Source organism: Planococcus maitriensis (genome assembly GCF_003289925.1).
Classification (GTDB): domain Bacteria; phylum Bacillota; class Bacilli; order Bacillales_A; family Planococcaceae; genus Planococcus; species Planococcus maitriensis.
The window spans coordinates 304,062-319,727 of record NZ_QLZQ01000003.1 but is presented as its reverse complement, the minus strand read 5'-3'; the positions used below and the strand labels follow the sequence as shown (position 1 = coordinate 319,727).

At 50.7% G+C, this 15,666-nt stretch carries 15 protein-coding genes; 7 read left to right on the top strand and 8 right to left on the bottom strand.

Annotated elements, in window-relative coordinates:
* Positions 1 to 3 precede the first annotated feature (3 nt).
* Complete coding sequence (locus DP119_RS10010; RefSeq protein ID WP_112233051.1) at positions 4 to 1,125, bottom strand: NAD(P)/FAD-dependent oxidoreductase; 1,122 nt, start codon at positions 1,123 to 1,125, stop codon at positions 4 to 6.
* A 147-nt stretch (positions 1,126 to 1,272) separates the two neighbouring features.
* On the opposite strand from DP119_RS10010, the gene DP119_RS10005 reads away from it, so the two are divergent.
* The 5 genes from DP119_RS10005 (at position 1,273) to cls (ending at position 6,844) form a co-directional block, all read left to right on the top strand.
* A complete protein-coding gene (locus tag DP119_RS10005; RefSeq protein WP_240616409.1) occupies positions 1,273 to 2,124 on the top strand; it encodes an MBL fold metallo-hydrolase in 852 nt (283 codons plus the stop codon).
* A gap of 158 nt (positions 2,125 to 2,282) precedes the next feature.
* Positions 2,283 to 3,545 (top strand): glycosyltransferase, encoded by a 1,263-nt coding sequence (locus tag DP119_RS10000; protein ID WP_112233049.1) that lies wholly within the window; start codon positions 2,283 to 2,285, stop codon positions 3,543 to 3,545.
* The gene (locus DP119_RS09995) at positions 3,490 to 4,209 is read left to right on the top strand and encodes an HAD-IIB family hydrolase (RefSeq protein ID WP_240616408.1); all 720 of its coding nucleotides are present in this window, start codon (positions 3,490 to 3,492) and stop codon (positions 4,207 to 4,209) included. The genes DP119_RS10000 and DP119_RS09995 overlap by 56 nt, the downstream gene beginning before the upstream one ends.
* A gap of 165 nt (positions 4,210 to 4,374) precedes the next feature.
* On the top strand, positions 4,375 to 5,205 hold the full coding sequence (locus DP119_RS09990) for a squalene/phytoene synthase family protein (RefSeq protein ID WP_112233047.1): 831 nt from the start codon (positions 4,375 to 4,377) through the stop codon (positions 5,203 to 5,205).
* 181 nt (positions 5,206 to 5,386) lie between these two features.
* Positions 5,387 to 6,844, top strand: a complete 1,458-nt coding sequence (gene cls, locus DP119_RS09985) for a cardiolipin synthase (protein WP_112233046.1) — start codon at positions 5,387 to 5,389, stop codon at positions 6,842 to 6,844.
* Between the two features lie 881 nt (positions 6,845 to 7,725).
* On the opposite strand, the gene DP119_RS09980 is transcribed toward cls, so the two are convergent.
* The gene (locus DP119_RS09980; RefSeq protein WP_112233045.1) at positions 7,726 to 8,598 is read right to left on the bottom strand and encodes a M15 family metallopeptidase; all 873 of its coding nucleotides are present in this window, start codon (positions 8,596 to 8,598) and stop codon (positions 7,726 to 7,728) included.
* Between the two features lie 124 nt (positions 8,599 to 8,722).
* Here DP119_RS09980 and DP119_RS09975 point away from each other — a divergent pair, with 124 nt between their 5' ends.
* Positions 8,723 to 9,874: a 3-phenylpropionate MFS transporter gene (locus tag DP119_RS09975; RefSeq protein ID WP_112233044.1), complete on the top strand. Its 1,152-nt coding sequence runs from the start codon at positions 8,723 to 8,725 to the stop codon at positions 9,872 to 9,874.
* A gap of 218 nt (positions 9,875 to 10,092) precedes the next feature.
* Here the strand turns inward: DP119_RS09975 and DP119_RS09970 are convergent, their stop codons facing one another.
* The 4 genes from DP119_RS09970 to DP119_RS09955 all read right to left on the bottom strand — a co-directional run bounded on the left by DP119_RS09970 (position 10,093) and on the right by DP119_RS09955 (position 13,320).
* Positions 10,093 to 10,338 (bottom strand): hypothetical protein, encoded by a 246-nt coding sequence (locus tag DP119_RS09970; protein WP_112233043.1) that lies wholly within the window; start codon positions 10,336 to 10,338, stop codon positions 10,093 to 10,095.
* 48 nt (positions 10,339 to 10,386) lie between these two features.
* Positions 10,387 to 11,184, bottom strand: a complete 798-nt coding sequence (gene yidC / locus DP119_RS09965) for a membrane protein insertase YidC (protein WP_112233042.1) — start codon at positions 11,182 to 11,184, stop codon at positions 10,387 to 10,389.
* A gap of 143 nt (positions 11,185 to 11,327) precedes the next feature.
* Positions 11,328 to 12,113, bottom strand: coding sequence for an AraC family transcriptional regulator (locus DP119_RS09960; protein WP_058381804.1), 786 nt, complete (start codon positions 12,111 to 12,113; stop codon positions 11,328 to 11,330).
* 313 nt (positions 12,114 to 12,426) lie between these two features.
* A complete protein-coding gene (locus DP119_RS09955; RefSeq protein ID WP_112233041.1) occupies positions 12,427 to 13,320 on the bottom strand; it encodes a diacylglycerol/lipid kinase family protein in 894 nt (297 codons plus the stop codon).
* Between the two features lie 190 nt (positions 13,321 to 13,510).
* Between DP119_RS09955 and DP119_RS09950 the strand changes: the two genes are divergently transcribed.
* Positions 13,511 to 14,641 (top strand): MFS transporter, encoded by a 1,131-nt coding sequence (locus DP119_RS09950; protein WP_112233040.1) that lies wholly within the window; start codon positions 13,511 to 13,513, stop codon positions 14,639 to 14,641.
* A gap of 50 nt (positions 14,642 to 14,691) precedes the next feature.
* Here DP119_RS09950 and DP119_RS09945 read toward each other — a convergent pair whose 3' ends face one another.
* Complete coding sequence (locus tag DP119_RS09945; protein WP_112233039.1) at positions 14,692 to 15,105, bottom strand: hypothetical protein; 414 nt, start codon at positions 15,103 to 15,105, stop codon at positions 14,692 to 14,694.
* A 67-nt stretch (positions 15,106 to 15,172) separates the two neighbouring features.
* The gene (locus tag DP119_RS09940; RefSeq protein ID WP_112233038.1) at positions 15,173 to 15,631 is read right to left on the bottom strand and encodes a GNAT family N-acetyltransferase; all 459 of its coding nucleotides are present in this window, start codon (positions 15,629 to 15,631) and stop codon (positions 15,173 to 15,175) included.
* Positions 15,632 to 15,666 lie beyond the last annotated feature (35 nt).

Genomic DNA, 15,666 nt, shown 5'->3' with positions numbered 1-15,666 from the left:
TTGTTATTCCGCCCCTTCGAAGGCTTCTTCGATATCGTACAGGCTGATGTCGAGGTCGGTTGTTTCGCCAGTGGCAAGTTTCGCTAGCTGCATGCCGAGATACGGGCCAGCCGTCAGCCCTGACGCGCCGAGTGCGTTGGCGGCAAACAGCTTCTCCTGCCCCGGTACTTGCCCGATGAACGGCAAGGCGCTCAGTGTCGCCGGGCGGAACCCGGTGGCCGCTCCCGTGAATTCGGCTGCGGCAAGCCCCGGCGCAACGTCCAATGTCTTCTCCAGGATGTGATAAATGCCGCCGGCAGTCAGTTTGTCGTCGAAGCCGGCGTTGTTCTCGTGTGTCGCACCGGCAACGATGCGCCCGTCCTCAAACGGCACGATGTATTGCCCGAACGGCACCATCGCAACCGGCCAGTCGCCTGTTCTCATGTCGTCAGATTGCAAATGCAAAATCTGCGCTTTTTGCGGAACGACTTTCAAGTGAAGCCCGAGCGGTTTGAACAGCTCCGCTGCCCACGCGCCACCGGCAGAGATGATCCGGTCTGCAGCCAAGCTCTCCCCGTTTACTTCCACGCCTGTCGCCTGCCCTGCTTCGATCAGCAGCTTGGCGTCACCTTGGATGAACTTGGCGCCTAATCGCTTGGCGGAACGGATCAGTGCATCACGGATGGCGCTGCCGTCGACACGCGCCGCCCCGCTCACATACAAGGAACCGTAGCGATCGCCCGCATATGGGAATCTGTCCTTCGTTTGTTCCGGCGTCAATCGTTCGAGTTCGCCCATCTCGGGAGAACCCGCTTGGCGTTCGCGCGCTTTTTGTTCCATCTTATCGAGTTTCGATTCTTCGTGGATGCTGACGATGCCCACTTGTTTATAGCCGGTCTCTTTCTCCCCGAGCGCTTCGAGTTCCTGGATCAGCACGGGATAATAGGCGGCGCCATTCGAAGCGAGACGGTACCAGGCCTGGTTGCGCCTTTGGGAGATCCACGGGCAGACGATGCCTGCCGCCGCGCCTGTCGCCTGGCCGCGGTCCGCACGGTCGATCAATGTGACGCTATTTCCTGCTTTCGCTGCGTAATACGCCGCGCTTGCCCCGACGATACCGGAGCCGATGATGATAATCGATTTCATTTTCTGCACCTTGCTTCCTTGACAATCTTCTTTCCATTCTACCGAATTGCGGCAGGAGACTCAAACACCGCTAGGATTTGAATTCTGCATAGCGGGTAAACCATTCATATGAAGAAAATCCAGCAGTCAATCGCTAAGGAGGAATCAATGTTTATGGAACGCAGCACTGAAACTGAGGCAATCATGCCGATGACATCGATCCGCAGCGGCTCGGGCATCGAAATCGCTCCGGATACGTATTGCTACACGACGAAAATCTCCAATGTCTTCCTGATCGGGAACCCATCCATCAGCCCGCGCTGGGTATTGGTGGACGCCGGGATGCCGCATTCAGCCGACAAGATTCTAAAAGAAGCGGAAAACCGCTTCGGCCCCGATCAAAAATTGCAATCGATTTTGCTGACACACGGCCATTTCGACCATGTCGGCGGTCTCATCGACATTTTGGAAAAGCATCCGGTCCCTGTCTATGCGCATCCCGAGGAATTTCCTTACCTGAACGGCAAGGAAGATTACCCTGAGCCCGATTCCGGCGTAGAAGGCGGGATGGTCGCCAAAATGTCCAAGACCTTCCCTGTCAAAGCCATCGACATTTCCGAGCATTTAGTGGAATTGCCGGCGGACGGCAGCATTCCGGATCTGCCGAATTGGCGCTGGCTCCATACGCCCGGCCACACGAAAGGCCATGTGTCCTTCTTCAAGGACGTCGGCCGCGTGCTGATCGCCGGAGATGCCTTCGTTACCGTCAAGCAGGATTCACTGTACAAAGTCCTGCGCCAAAAACAGGAAGTGCACGGGCCGCCTGTCTATTTGACGACCGACTGGCGGGCTGCCTGGGAATCCGTCTCCAAACTTACAGACCTGAAACCATCCATCGCCGCCACTGGACACGGCAAGCCGATGAAAGGCGCAAAACTGGCAAAAGGCTTGGTTGACCTAGCTGACCATTTCCCGGATGTCGCCGTACCGTCCTACGGAAAATTCGTCCATACGAAATGATTGAACGAAAGAACGCTCTCAAAAGCGTTCTTTTTTTCATGCCGCTAAAAGTTTTGGAACTTTTCAGAAATCCTGTTTAGCATTCCCTGAATATGGGTATATATAATATGCGCTCCCGGCTTTTTTAGGGAGGAAATAATGAACGGAGATGAACGACAATGACCAAACAAGTGCTTTTTGTATCAGACCATGGCGATCCTTTGGCAAAGCTCGGCGGAAAGCAAGCAGGCGGCCAAAACAATTACGTCAAGCAACTGGCACTCGCTCTTGAAAACAGAGGGTGGCAGGTGGATGTCGTCACCCATTGGTGCGATGAAAATGCCCCGCAAGTGGAACATTTCGGCGAACGCTGCCGTGTGATCCGTGTAGAAGCCGGCTATAAAGGATTCGTTTCAAAAAATGAAATGTACTCCATGCTCCCGGCATTTTATGAAGAAATGAAGCGCTCATTGCCGCTATCGAATTACGATATCGTCCATACCCATTATTGGCTTTCGGGGTTGATCGGAAAAAAACTCAAAGAGGAGTTCGGGCTCCCTTATATCCATACATCCCATTCACTCGGATGGGCTAAAGAAGAAGCGACCGGCACGCATGACGCACGGCGCGAAAAAGCGGAAGAAACCATTCTTGCCCATAGCGACCGTATCCTGGCGACGACAAATACAGAAAAACAAGTGATCAAAGAGAATGTCCCTGCCGCTTCTCCCATCTCAGTAATCCCTATCGGAGTCGACGAGGCGTTCCGCGTCCGCGGCAGCCGGCATCATATCCGGAAAAAATTCGGCTACAAGGACCCCCTTTTCGTTTTTGCAGGCCGTCTAGAGGCAACGAAAGGCATCTTCACCCTGTTGAAAGCCTTCAAGCTCCTGACGGAAAAAAGCGGCAGCCGCTACACGCCTGAACTAGTCATTGCCGGCGGCGAACCCGATGCAATCGACACGGAAACAGGCTTGCCGAAAGATGCGGAACTGCGCAAAGCGGTAAGCGGCATCGAACAGTACGTCCGTTTTGTCGGGCCGAAAAACCAGGAGCAATTGGCTTTGCTGTTCAATTCAGCTACCGCCACCATCGTCCCGAGTTTCTACGAATCATTCGGCATGGTTGCAGCTGAAGCCCAGGCTTGCGGCAGCCCGGTCATCGCCTCGAAAGTCGGAGGCTTGAAGAATGTCGTCGAAGACGGCGTCAGCGGCTTGCTTGTCGAAGCGCAGAACGAAATCGATCTGGCGATTGCCATGGAAGTGCTGTCCGTCAACTCTTTATTGGTGGAACGCCTTAGCCGCCAAGCGGTACGCATCGCGCGCAAAGATTTCAATTGGGACAGCATTTCAAAAAAAATAAATACATTGTATGAGGTGATTATCCGTGAACGGAGCAACACACTTGCTGGCGACCGACCTGGACGGAACCTTAGTCGGTGATAAAGACGGACTGAAGGAATTGCTGGATTTCTATGAACAGCAGCCTTATGAAGTCGGTTTAATCTATATTACCGGACGCCATCTCGCTTCTGCCCGGCAGCTGATCGCGGATGAAGGGCTTCCGATTCCACAAGCACTCGTTACCGATGTCGGGACCGAAATCTATACGGGGACCGGTTTCCAAAAAGACGAAAACTGGGAAGCCCGTTTGATGGATGACTGGGCGCCGGAGCGAGTCGAAGCGCTAGCGAAGGAAATCGACGGATTGGCGCCACAGGACCTGCCTGTGACGAGCCGGCGCTCCTTCCACGTCACGGATGCACAAGCGGTCGAACAATTCCGCAGCCTGCTCGAAGCGGAAAAAGTACCCCATAAGCTGATCTTCAGCGGCGGCAAGGATCTGGATATCCTGCCTCCCGCAAGCGGGAAAGGCCAGGCGCTCCGCTATCTGCTGGAACGCCACGGCGTTTCCGATGCTAAATTACTGGTCGCGGGCGATTCCGGAAACGACCTGGAGATGCTGACGCTCGGCTTTCCTTCCGTCATCGTCGGAAACGCCCAGCCCGAGCTCAAGACCCATGAAGAACATCCGCTCATTTTCCGCGCGAACCGCCATTGCGCCGGCGGAATCTATGAGGCGTGGAATCATTTCCATGCAGATTGAACCCTTTGGAGAATCCGTTTCTTCAAAGGGGTTTCTTTTGGCTTTGTAGGTAATCATTTGTTTTTTCGGCTATTTCGTTTATATTTAGAAGGAAGACATTTACGAATAGATCGGGCCAAGCCCATACATATGCTCGTTCAAAACCTACAAAAAGGAGGACTGAAGATGAGCAAAGTCGCCAATCTGCAAAAAGAATCACTCGCGATGCTGAAACAAACAAGCCGGACCTTTTTCATACCGATCAGCTTTTTGGATCCTGTCCTGAAGAAAACCGTCGGCTCCGCCTATTTATGCATGCGCGCCATCGATGAAATCGAGGACCATCCCGAGCTTCCAGCTGAAGTGAAAGCGTCTCTTCTGCGCTCCATTCAACGTATGCTCGAAACGAAGATGGACGAAACGGAATACGCGGCGCTTGTCGCCCCTTATGCGGACTATTTGCCGTCCGTGACGATGCGGCTTCCGGACTGGGTCGAAGTATGCCCGCCTGAAATCCGCGGAAAAGTGCTAGAATCGACAGCTATCATGGCTGGCGGCATGGCCAAATGGGTCGAAAAAGACTGGGTCATCCATACCCGCGAAGACCTGGACGATTACACCTATTACGTCGCCGGGCTCGTTGGCGTCATGCTTTCCGACCTTTGGAAATGGCATGACGGCACTGAAACGGATACAGACCTCGCCATCGGATTCGGCCGTGGTTTGCAGGCCGTCAACATGCTGCGCAATTACGATGAAGATTACGAGCGCGGCGTCACTTTCGTGCCGGACGGCTGGATGCGTGACGATATGTTCAGCTACGCCCGCGAAAACTTGTCGCAAGCCGATCAATACGTGAAATCCATCAAAAACAAACGCATACTCATGTTCTGCAAAGTGCCGCTCGCCCTGGCCCACAGCACCTTAAAAGCGCTCAAGTCGGGCAAGGAAAAGATGAGCCGCCAGGAAGTCGAAGGCATTGTCGAGCAATTGAAAGAAGAAGAACGCCTCAGCTGAATGAAACTGCACTCTCATCTGAAGAGTGCAGTTTTTTTATCGCCACTAAAGGTGAGTGTCGATTAATTACAATAAAAAGTTACAATAAGGAAATGACCTCCATCCAGCTCTTCCTTTCTTTCACTTATATAACTAGTCTATACTAGAAGCAATAGACAATTACCCCAAAAGGAGAATGGCCATGACCGTCACCATTATCTCTGTGTTGACTGCTGCAATCTTTATCCTGAACATTTTCCTGGCAGCGGCGCTGGTATTTCTGGAACGCCGTGATGCTTCCTCCACGTGGGCATGGCTGTTGGTCCTGTTCTTCATTCCGATAGCTGGCTTCTTCATCTACCTATTGCTCGGACGCAAACTCCGCAAGAAAAAGCTGTTCAAATGGGAAGAAGGCCGCAAACGGATCGGGATCGAAAGCTTGATTGCCCATCAAATGAATGAAATCCACGATGGCACCTTCCCTTTTCAAGATGTCAGCACAAAAGATTACAGCAATTTAATTTACCTGCATTTGCGCAATAACGGTGCTTTACTGACCCAAAATAACCGCGTGAAAATCTTCAACGACGGCCGCGAAAAGTTCGACGCCCTGATCCGCGATATCGAACAGGCACAGCACCATATCCACATCCAATATTATATTTTCCGGCTGGACCAGCTCGGCAACCGTATCATGGACGCTTTGCTTGCCAAGGCCAAAGAAGGCGTAAAAGTCCGCCTGCTGTATGACGACATGGGCTCCCGCAGTTTGAGCAAGCGCCATTTCAAGGAATTCTCAGCAGCCGGCGGCGAAGTGGAAACCTTTTTCCCGTCCATCATGCCGATCATCAACCCCCGGCTGAATTACCGGAATCACCGGAAAATCGTCGTCATCGACGGAAAGGTCGGCTATATCGGCGGCTTTAACGTCGGGGAAGAATACCTCGGCCTCAACCGCCGCTTCGGCTATTGGCGCGATACGCATCTCCGCTTGGAAGGGAATGCCCTTTACCCGCTCCAGACGCGCTTCATCCTCGATTGGAACCAGGCTTCCGCGCGGCGCGACATCGTGTATGATGAAGCTTATTTCCCTTCACAGCCGGAAGATGGCTCGACTTCCATGCAGATTGTGTCCAGCGGCCCGGACGAGGACTGGGAACAGATTAAAGACGGCTATTTAAAGCTGATCCATTTGGCACGCGAATACATTTACATCCAGACGCCGTACTTCATTCCGGATGCGAGCTTCTATGACGCCCTCCGCATTGCGGCATTGTCCGGTATCGACGTGCGCATCATGATCCCGAACAAGCCGGACCATCCGTTCGTCTACTGGGCGACGTATTCCTACGCCGGGCAGATGCTTCGGGCAGGCGCGCGGATATACGTATACGATAACGGCTTCCTGCACACGAAAATGATCGTCATCGATGACGAGGCGTCTACTGTCGGCACGGCCAATATCGATGTCCGGAGCTTCAAGCTGAACTTCGAAGTGAATGCCTTTATTTACGATGAAAAGGTTTCAATGGAGCTGGCCGATTTGTTCCGCCAGGATATGGAACTGTCGACGGAGCTGACATATGAGCTGTATATGGCCAGAACGCGCATGATCAAAACAAAAGAATCGATCGCCCGCTTATTGGCACCGATTCTGTAATCAAACCAGCGAACGCCCTCTCCATGTGGAAAGGGCGTTTTTTTCGTTTGGTGAGTTGCTTATTTTGGGGATGCTTTTCATTGGAAAATAATAGATAAAATGTATGGAGGTGGAGATTATGCTCCAGGGAGGACGCTTGCCGGGGGGGCCGGCTTCAGCCACTTCCCTCGCTAGCGCTCAGTCCAGGGCACCTAGTTTCTCTGTGTTCAAGCATCGCAGGAAAACCGTTGCTCCCACATCTGCATGCAGATGCGTCGCAAATGAATGGACTCGGCTTCCCCTCGCCATCCATTCGCCCCTTTCCACTTCATCTCTAGTTTTAGAGAGGAAATATAATTCATCATACACTGAAGTAAGTATGAAAAACTTTAAGCATCTTCGTAAATTCAAATTGAATAACGCGTGGAACTTCTCTGCAATATCAAGTCCAGCTAAGCGTCGCCAAGAGCGGATGAAGTCAATCAACAGCGATACGTCTTCGCACGCAATATTCAATGAAATCTAAAGCCGAACCGCGCACAAACCCGTGCTCAACTTTCGCTATGCTCAAGCATCGCAGAAAAACCGTTGCTCCCACATCTGCGAGCAGATGCGTCGCAAATGAATCGGCTCAACTTCCTTTCGCCTATTCATTGGCTAGCCGGAGCAATAAGACAAGTGTTCTTCTTGGCTTATTGCGAAAGGCCAACCCCAAGCGGGAGGCGACTATCTCGCGATAAAATAATCTTCGGCTGATTCATCTCACTCTCAAGTCCAGCTAAGTGTCGATACTAGCGGATGAAGACAACTAACAGTGACACTTCCTTACAAATAATATCCAACAAAAAAACCGGCCATTCCCTTTTCAGGAAAATGGCCGGTTCCATTTATTCGCTTATCGCTTATATTCCCAGATATTCTTCCAAGGTGATGTTCTGGTTGTAGATCGCGGTGGCGGCTTCTTTCCCGACGTAACGGAAATGCCAGGATTCGTGCATATAGCCGGTGATCTGTTCTTTTCCTTGCGGGTAGCGCAGGATAAAGCCGTAATTATGGGCGTTTTCTTTTACCCACTTGCCCCCTGCCGTGTCACCGAAGGAAGACGAGGCCCAATGCTGTTCCTGGCCGGCTTCGCCGATATCAAAAGCGAGTCCTGTCTGGTGTTCGGAGAAACCAGGCCGTGCGCTGTAACGGTCGGCTGCGGCTTGGCCGTCTTTGGCGACGTAGCCTTCGTACAATTGTTTTTGGCGGTCGAATCCGCGATAGGTGCTGAAGGCAACCAATTGCAGGCCATCTTCGGCGGCGGCTTGTGCCATCGCATCAAATGCGGCACGGGCCTTCGCGTTTTCGCCTGGCGCATAGCTTGCAGGCAGCGGATGCTGCTTATTCGCCAGCAAGATTCCATTGATGATGGTCGGTTCTGCCGGCAATTGATCGATATCCGGATAGACTGTGGCGTCTTTCGGCGCAGGTGCAGGCGTTTCTTCTTTCGGCTGCTCTTCCGCTGGTGTTTCAGGCTGTTCGGTTTTTTCTTCAGGCGCTGCTTGTTCTTCTTTCACTGCCGATCCCTCCTGTTCTGCCGGGGCTTGCTCCTCAGTTTCTGCCGGTTGTTCGGTAAAGGCCTGTGCCAATGCTTTCATGCTTTCTTCTGTATCCCAATTATGCATAGAGAGCCAGACTGCGGCAATTGCTGCCCAGATTGCTGTCATTGCGATCACCATCCATTTTATATAAAATTTCTTGTCGAATTCGTTTTTCTTTTTTGTCGGTTTCATGGGCTGGCCAACTTTCCTGTCAATTCCTTTTCCATTCTATCATTTTCTTTCCGGAAATTCCCCCGGCGTGAAAATATTTCGGTATACTTTAATAAGACTTTTGGAAAAGAGTGGAGATTTATTCATGAACAATCAAAAATGGCTTTCACTGAACTTTTTTGCGTTTTTCTTTACCTGGGGTGTCTTTTTGCCCTACTGGACCGGCTGGCTGACAAACGAAAAAGGGCTGAGCGTTTCGGCAGCCAGCGTCATCATGGGGACCGGCATGGTCGCGCGATCGTTATCGACCTTGTTTTTCTTCCCGCTCCTGACACGGCTCTTCTCGCTTGGGCGCTTGATGCAAATTCTCGCCATCGCTTCATTTGCGGTCATGGCATTCTATATCCCGGCCAATTCCTATACCTTGCTGTTCATCATCACATTCGCCTTCAGCTTCATCTACCCGAATCTATTGCCGGCGATGGAGAGCGGCGCAACCGTCCTGATGCAGACCGACCGCATCCATTACGGAAAAAGCCGCTCCTATGGCTCTCTTGGCTATACGATCGCTTTATTGATCGTCGGGGCGGCGACCGCCGTCTGGCAGGAAAATGCGATTTTATGGATCATGCTTCTGGGCTTGCTGTTCATGGCGGTCACTCAATCGCTCGCTTCTCCTGTGCCGCTGCAATCGAGGCCCGCGCCGAGAACGAAGAAAGGGCCAAGCGCCACAGCCGAACTGCTGAAGTCAAAAGGGTTTTTGACCGTTCTCGTCGTGTCCATCCTGCTGCAGGGGGCGCATGCGGCTTATTATAATTACGGGTTCATCTATCTTCAGGATATCGGCGTCAACAGCTTCTATATCGGCCTGATCTTGAATGTTGCCGTGATTTTTGAAATCGTCTTTTTCGTCAAAGCCGATACGCTATTCGAGAAATGGTCAGTTTCCTCCATGTTCCTGCTCGCAGGCATCGGCTCGACCGTCCGCTGGATCTTGATTTTCCTGTTTCCATCGGTATGGGTATTCATTTTGGCACAAACGCTGCACGCCCTGTCTTTCGGCGTCGCGCATTTCGCCTTTATCCGCTATATCTTCAAAAAGCTCGACCCTGTCAATATCCCGGCTGCGCAAGGCATGTACGCTGCGCTCGGCATGAGCTTGAGTGTCGCATTGCTGACTTTCGCCGGAGGTTATCTATACGAAATCGCCCCGGGTTATTCATTCCTCGGAATGGCGGCGTCTTCGTTCCCGGCCGTCGTGCTTGTGCTGTTGACACGCAAACGTTTCGCCTATTGAAAAATATTTAAAAATAATGTCTCGACCCCCTTAACGGCATTCGCTGCGCCGAATAATTTGGCATAACTGTTAAGGGAGCTGGGAATTTTGAAAGAGATATCAAAGCATGACCTGCTGACCCTCATGAGTCAGTTGGACTTTCTTCTGGAAGAACGCAAAAAAGATAAACACCATCATACAGAAACAGCACAGGCAAATTAGCCTGTGCTGTTTTTTCATTAGATGAAAATCGTGCCGAGAACGACGAAGAACAAAATGCCGAAGAGAATCGCCATGCCCTTCATCCATTTCGCTTCGCGGTCCATGCCGCGCTCTTTCATTTGTTTGTAGCGGAACGTGTTCGTCAAGACGAACAGCAGTGTCATGAACAATACGGCGATTTCCATGCTGCCCATGAACAGGAAGACGATCGCCAGTATGCTGAGTAATAAAATCAAGACGCCTTGCAAAATTTTCGGGTTCATTATGATCTCTCCTGAAAAAAAAGCCGGCAGCTGCGCCGGCTTCTTCGATTATTTTTTCTTATCGGCTGTTTCTGTCTCTTCAACCGCTTCCAGCGCTTTTTCCGGATGTTCCGAATAGAATTTCCGGCCGATGAATGTCTGGATGATCAACAGGATCCCGCCGACTGCCCAGTAGACAGGCAGTGCAGCCATCGATGTGAACGAGATGAACATGATCATGATCGGAGACAGGTAGATGAAGAATTTCATCTGCTTTTGCTGCTGTTCCGGCATGGTCCATAGCGACACTTTCGCCTGGAAGAAGTACACCGCACCCGCAATGAGAGTCATGGCGATATCCGGCGAACCGAGGTTGAACCACAGGAATTCATGCGAGCGCACATCCGGAGAATAGAGAATCGCAAAATACAAGCCCATGATGATCGGCATCTGGATGACGACCGGCAAACAGCCCATATTGAGCGGATTGACGTCATGTTTTTTGTATAGCCCCATCATTTCCTGCTGGAGCTTCATTTGCTCTTCTTTATCCTTTGTCGCTTTCAAACGCTTCTGGATATCTTCCATTTCGGGACGCATCTTATCCATCTTCACTTTCATGCCTTGCTGGCGCTTGTATGTGCGCAGCATGAACGGCATCAAGACAAGGCGGATGATGATCGTGATGACCACGATCGCCATTCCGTAGCTTCCCCCGAAGAGATTCCCTAAATAATCGAGCGAGAAATCAAATGGCGCTACGAAAACCGTGTAGAAAAATCCTTCTTTGTTTTCAACTGCTGAACAGCCGCTCAAGAAAGCGATCGTTGCCGCAAGCATGAGCAGTAATGTAAGTTTCTTTTTCACATTTGTCACCTTCACCTTTTTGGACTACTAAGAAGTATAACGATATGGCCGCAAAAATTCAATGCGCGGTCCCGGGACTGTCTGCTTTTTTCATTTCCTGTGACAAAAATTAGGCATAAGAAAAAAGGAGAATTGCTTCTCCTTTACTTGGCATTCGGCAAGGTATAGCGGAAATAAGGAATATGCTGGCTGTCGCGGAATTGCTTCGGCGTCACCGAGGTATATTTTTTGAAGATTCGCGTGAAGTAACTTTGGTTGCAGAAATGGAACTGCTTGGAGATTTCCGAAATCCCTTTATTGGAATGGCGCAAATAATATTGCGATTCTTCCACGCGGCGCACGTTCAAGTATTCCACCAATGTAATCCCTGCATGTTCGCGGAAAATGCGCGACAGGTGGCTGGTCGAAATATTGAAGTGTTTGGCGATTTCCTCTACCGATAAATCGCGCTCGACTTCATCGTTGATGAAAATGACGACTTTATTGACGGTTTGGTGGCCGAATGACGGCTGTTTGCGTTCCGAGATGATCGATGTGAAAAATTCGATCAGTTCATCGGCAACGTACATGAATTCCGAATCATTCATATGCTTATCAACCAATTCGACACAAGCTGCATTGAAAGCAAACGCTTTTTTCGGCGGTACGCGCATTTCATACAACTTGCGTGCCATGACAGACGATAGAATGATGTAATAATTGCGGACGGTGCGGATGATGTCTTTTCCTGCATGCAGGGCAAGCATGTCGATCAATTCACGCAAAGTTTCTTTTGCGCGGTCTTTCTCCAGGTTATGGATTTCGTGCATCAATTGAGTCTCCACTTCAAAAAAACGTTCCAGCCCCTCGAGCTGTGCGACGTTTTCAGTTTCATTCATGAAGATTCTGGAAATAGTTTCCTGAATGGATGGCGTTTCGAGTATATTCATCTTCTCCCCGTCTTTCTATGTAAAAAATTTAACGAACTCATTCATTTAATGAAGTGCTTGAATAAATAATAATAATAGCGTTTTACAGATAAATTTACAAGTTTTTAAGTAAATTGAGCTAATTTATTTTTCAAACATATGACATCGGTAACAGTTAAAACCAATTATACACTTAACTGTACGTTTCAGCGACGAAAAAGTTCCGTTTTCCAGTGTTTTTACAAAAAATTGAAAACAGGCCGTCGGTGATACACGGCCTGTCCTGTCTTGTAATTATATCCGGTCGAACGCTAAGCGATAGGCAAGGCATTTGTCAGTCGGTTTCTCCAGGAACCACCGCACGGATGTGGCGAGGCATGATTTCAATGTCGAAAGGCGTCGCACTTCCTTCATCGCCATCGATATTGCAAGACAGTGGCTCGCTTGTGCGGATCGAGACCCGTGTCGTGTGGATGGCTTCCACCGCCGGATCCTCTTCAAATTTTCCGCGAACCAAAGCAGACGCCATACGGACGAATGCCGGAAGCGCGGCATTCTCGACAATATACAAATGAAGCAGCCCGTCGTCGGTCAAAGCTTCGGGCGCCAACTTCTCGAAGCCGCCCACTGAATTGGTCAATGCCACGAGGACGAGCTTGGCTTCCCCTTCCCACGATCCGTGATCATGTTCGATCATGAATGTCGTGGTTTCATCGGAAGTAACTGCCTTGACGCCTTCGAGGAAATAAGCGAATGCCCCCAGTTTGGTCTTCTGTTCAGGCTCCACTTCATAGGTCGATTCGGCAATTTCGCCGATCGCCAGGATGTTCATGAAGTATTGATCGCCGACTTTACCGATATCCACACGCTTTTCACGGCCTGTTTTCAAGCCTTCAATCGCTTCTTCCGGATCCAGTGAGATACCGAGAGCACGGGCAAAGTCATTAACTGTGCCAAGCGGAACCAATCCGAAAAGCGGTTCATGTTCTTTTTCCGCCAAACCTGACACCGCTTCGTTGATTGTTCCATCGCCCCCCATCGCTACGACGAGGTCATATTGTTTTTCGCAGGCTTCCTCGGCAAAATGCGTGGCATCCCCCGGCCCGGTCGTTTCACGCGTATCGGCTTCATAGCCCATCTCCGTTAATGTCTTTTCCGCAAAATCTTTATAATCCGCTGCTTTTTCCTTCCCTGAGGAAGGATTCCATATGAACATCGCTTTTTTCATCTTTTCCCCTCCGGTGCTATAATAAGGTCATGTATTTCAATACCCTAAAGAAAGCAGGATATAATCCACCTTGCCGCATTTATTTCTTTCCATTGTGGCACCTTTCGCCGGCATCGGCAATTCCGGAAGCGCGGCGCTGAAGGTGGAAGTTCCACTCATCAATACATCTTAAAGGAAGTTGGGGACCCCCTTGCGCTTTTTCATCTATCTTATCATCTTCTTTGCGTTTTTTGATCTGTTTGCCCAATTGCCGATCATCAGCCCTTTTGCCGTCTCGCTCGGTGCGGGGCCGTTTTTGGCAGGGCTTGCCGTCGGGATGTACTCATTGTCGAACACATTCGGCAATATCATCTCAGGTATCTTTTCCGACCGCAAAGGTCCTTACGCCATCTTGCTGACAGGGCTTGCTTCGACAACTGCGGCGCTGTTCATCTATGGCTTCGCGGAAGGCCCTTCCAGCCTACTCGCCATCCGCTTTCTGCATGGCTTGGCGGCAGGCTTGACGGTGCCGGCCGCGTTCACTTATTTAGCGAACCGCACCGACCATAGCCGCCGCGGTAAAAATGCAGCGATTTCCGGTGCCTTTGTCGGATTGGCAGCGATTATCGGCCCCGCCTACGGAGCCATCTATACGGGCAGGGGCAGCGTTCCTGAGACGATGGCCGTGACAGGCACATTGATCGGATTGCTCGCGGTCGCGGCCTTCTTCCTATTGCGCACGCATCAGGTCAGAAAGCAAACGGACCGTCCGGCCAAGCGCGAAGCTTTGAAATGGAACTCAGGGCTTTGGCGGTCTTTTTCAGGCGCGTTCTTCCTGATGTTCTCCCAAGGCGTGCTTGCTTACATGCTGCCGCTGAAAGTGGAAGCGCTCGGCTATCCGACTCAATTGAGCGGCCTATTGCTGAGCGCATTCGGCTTGGCGGCCATCCTGGTCTTCCTATTGCCGATCAACCGGCTGTTCGATGCCGTCCGCCCGATCACCACTTTGATCATCGGCTTCAGCGTCATGGGGGCTTCGCTATTCGCACTTGCCAATATTTCGCCAGAACCGCTGTTGTATGCGGCAATGTGTACGTATGGCTTCGGTTTCGCGCTGTTGTTCCCTTCGATCAATTCCTTATTGATCGATGCCACAGAACCTGCGTCAAGAGGCCGCGCTTACGGCTATTTTTATGCCTTTTTCTCTATCGGAGTTGTCGCAGGATCGGGAATCACCGGGGCATTAGCACTCACTGCAGACGGCGGTTTCCTGTTCAGTGGCTCGTTGCTGTTATTGATCGCTTTGGCCAATTGGCTGACGCTCAAGCGCTGGCAATCATAAGCATGCAAAAGACCGCGTTGGCACTTGTGCCAACGCGGTCTTTTTGAAATTCACAGCTTATCGGTATTCAAGCGCGGTTCGGATGAAACCGAATCGGTGTTTTCCGATTTTTCCTCGCTGTCATCGTTTGAAGAAAGTTTCACATCGTCATTTTCTTCCTTCTTTTCTTTCTGTTCTTTTTCATTGTAATACTGGACGGTTGCTTGTGTGCCACCTTCTGCTGTCATCTTGTTTTCCTGCAGATCGGTCTTGTCCAAGCCTTCGCTCTTTTGGTCTTGTTGGTTTTGCTGGTTTTTGTTCTGGTCCAAGTTTTGGGATTCCATGTACTCGTTCACCTTCGCTTTCACGTCATTGAATGCAACAGTCGCTTTTTCGCGATTTTCCGGTTTTTTGAAATATGCGTATGCACCGGCTGCAAGCCCTGCCAAAAGCAAGCCTCTGCCGCCACCTTTTTTCCTAGCCATTTGCAGCACTCCTTTTACTTTTCTTATTACTACCTGTTTACCCTAATCGCCTAAAGCTAATCATGGATCATCCAGCTGTTTTGGCAGCCGAACGCCTCATGTCGATATGCGGGATGCCGTCCTCGTCATAAACGCCCGAAATGGCTTCAAAGCCGAATGAGCCATAAAAATCTTTCAAATACACTTGCCCCTGCAATTGGATCTCGGGTTCTTGCCATTGCTCGTCAATATAGCGGATCGACCGTTCGAGGAGTTCTTTCGCCAGCCCGCGGCCACGCGCCTCTTTACGGACGATGACACGGCCGATCGATGGCGCGTCGTATTTCTTCCCCGCAGGCACCAGCCGGGCATAGGCAAGCACCTGTCCATCTTCTTCGTAAACGATGTGGGTTGAGACTTCATCCAACCCGTCCAACTCCGGATACGGGCAATTCTGTTCTACAACAAATACTTCGACACGAAGCTTCAATATATTGTATAATGCTTGTGCTGTGAAGTCGTCAAATTGATAACTTTTCCACGCCATAATCAATCGCCTCCTGTGATTTCATTATTCCACAT

Coding starts and splice junctions, on each gene's coding strand:
- DP119_RS09955 (WP_112233041.1), bottom strand. CDS start 13,320: ATGAAAAAAGCGATGTTCATATGGAATCCTTCCTCAGGGAAGGAAAAA.
- DP119_RS09940 (WP_112233038.1), bottom strand. CDS start 15,631: ATGGCGTGGAAAAGTTATCAATTTGACGACTTCACAGCACAAGCATTA.
- DP119_RS10005 (WP_240616409.1), top strand. CDS start 1,273: ATGTTTATGGAACGCAGCACTGAAACTGAGGCAATCATGCCGATGACA.
- DP119_RS09945 (WP_112233039.1), bottom strand. CDS start 15,105: ATGGCTAGGAAAAAAGGTGGCGGCAGAGGCTTGCTTTTGGCAGGGCTT.
- DP119_RS09970 (WP_112233043.1), bottom strand. CDS start 10,338: ATGAACCCGAAAATTTTGCAAGGCGTCTTGATTTTATTACTCAGCATA.
- DP119_RS09960 (WP_058381804.1), bottom strand. CDS start 12,113: ATGAATATACTCGAAACGCCATCCATTCAGGAAACTATTTCCAGAATC.
- DP119_RS10000 (WP_112233049.1), top strand. CDS start 2,283: ATGACCAAACAAGTGCTTTTTGTATCAGACCATGGCGATCCTTTGGCA.
- DP119_RS09975 (WP_112233044.1), top strand. CDS start 8,723: ATGAACAATCAAAAATGGCTTTCACTGAACTTTTTTGCGTTTTTCTTT.
- DP119_RS10010 (WP_112233051.1), bottom strand. CDS start 1,125: ATGAAATCGATTATCATCATCGGCTCCGGTATCGTCGGGGCAAGCGCG.
- DP119_RS09980 (WP_112233045.1), bottom strand. CDS start 8,598: ATGAAACCGACAAAAAAGAAAAACGAATTCGACAAGAAATTTTATATA.
- DP119_RS09990 (WP_112233047.1), top strand. CDS start 4,375: ATGAGCAAAGTCGCCAATCTGCAAAAAGAATCACTCGCGATGCTGAAA.
- cls (WP_112233046.1), top strand. CDS start 5,387: ATGACCGTCACCATTATCTCTGTGTTGACTGCTGCAATCTTTATCCTG.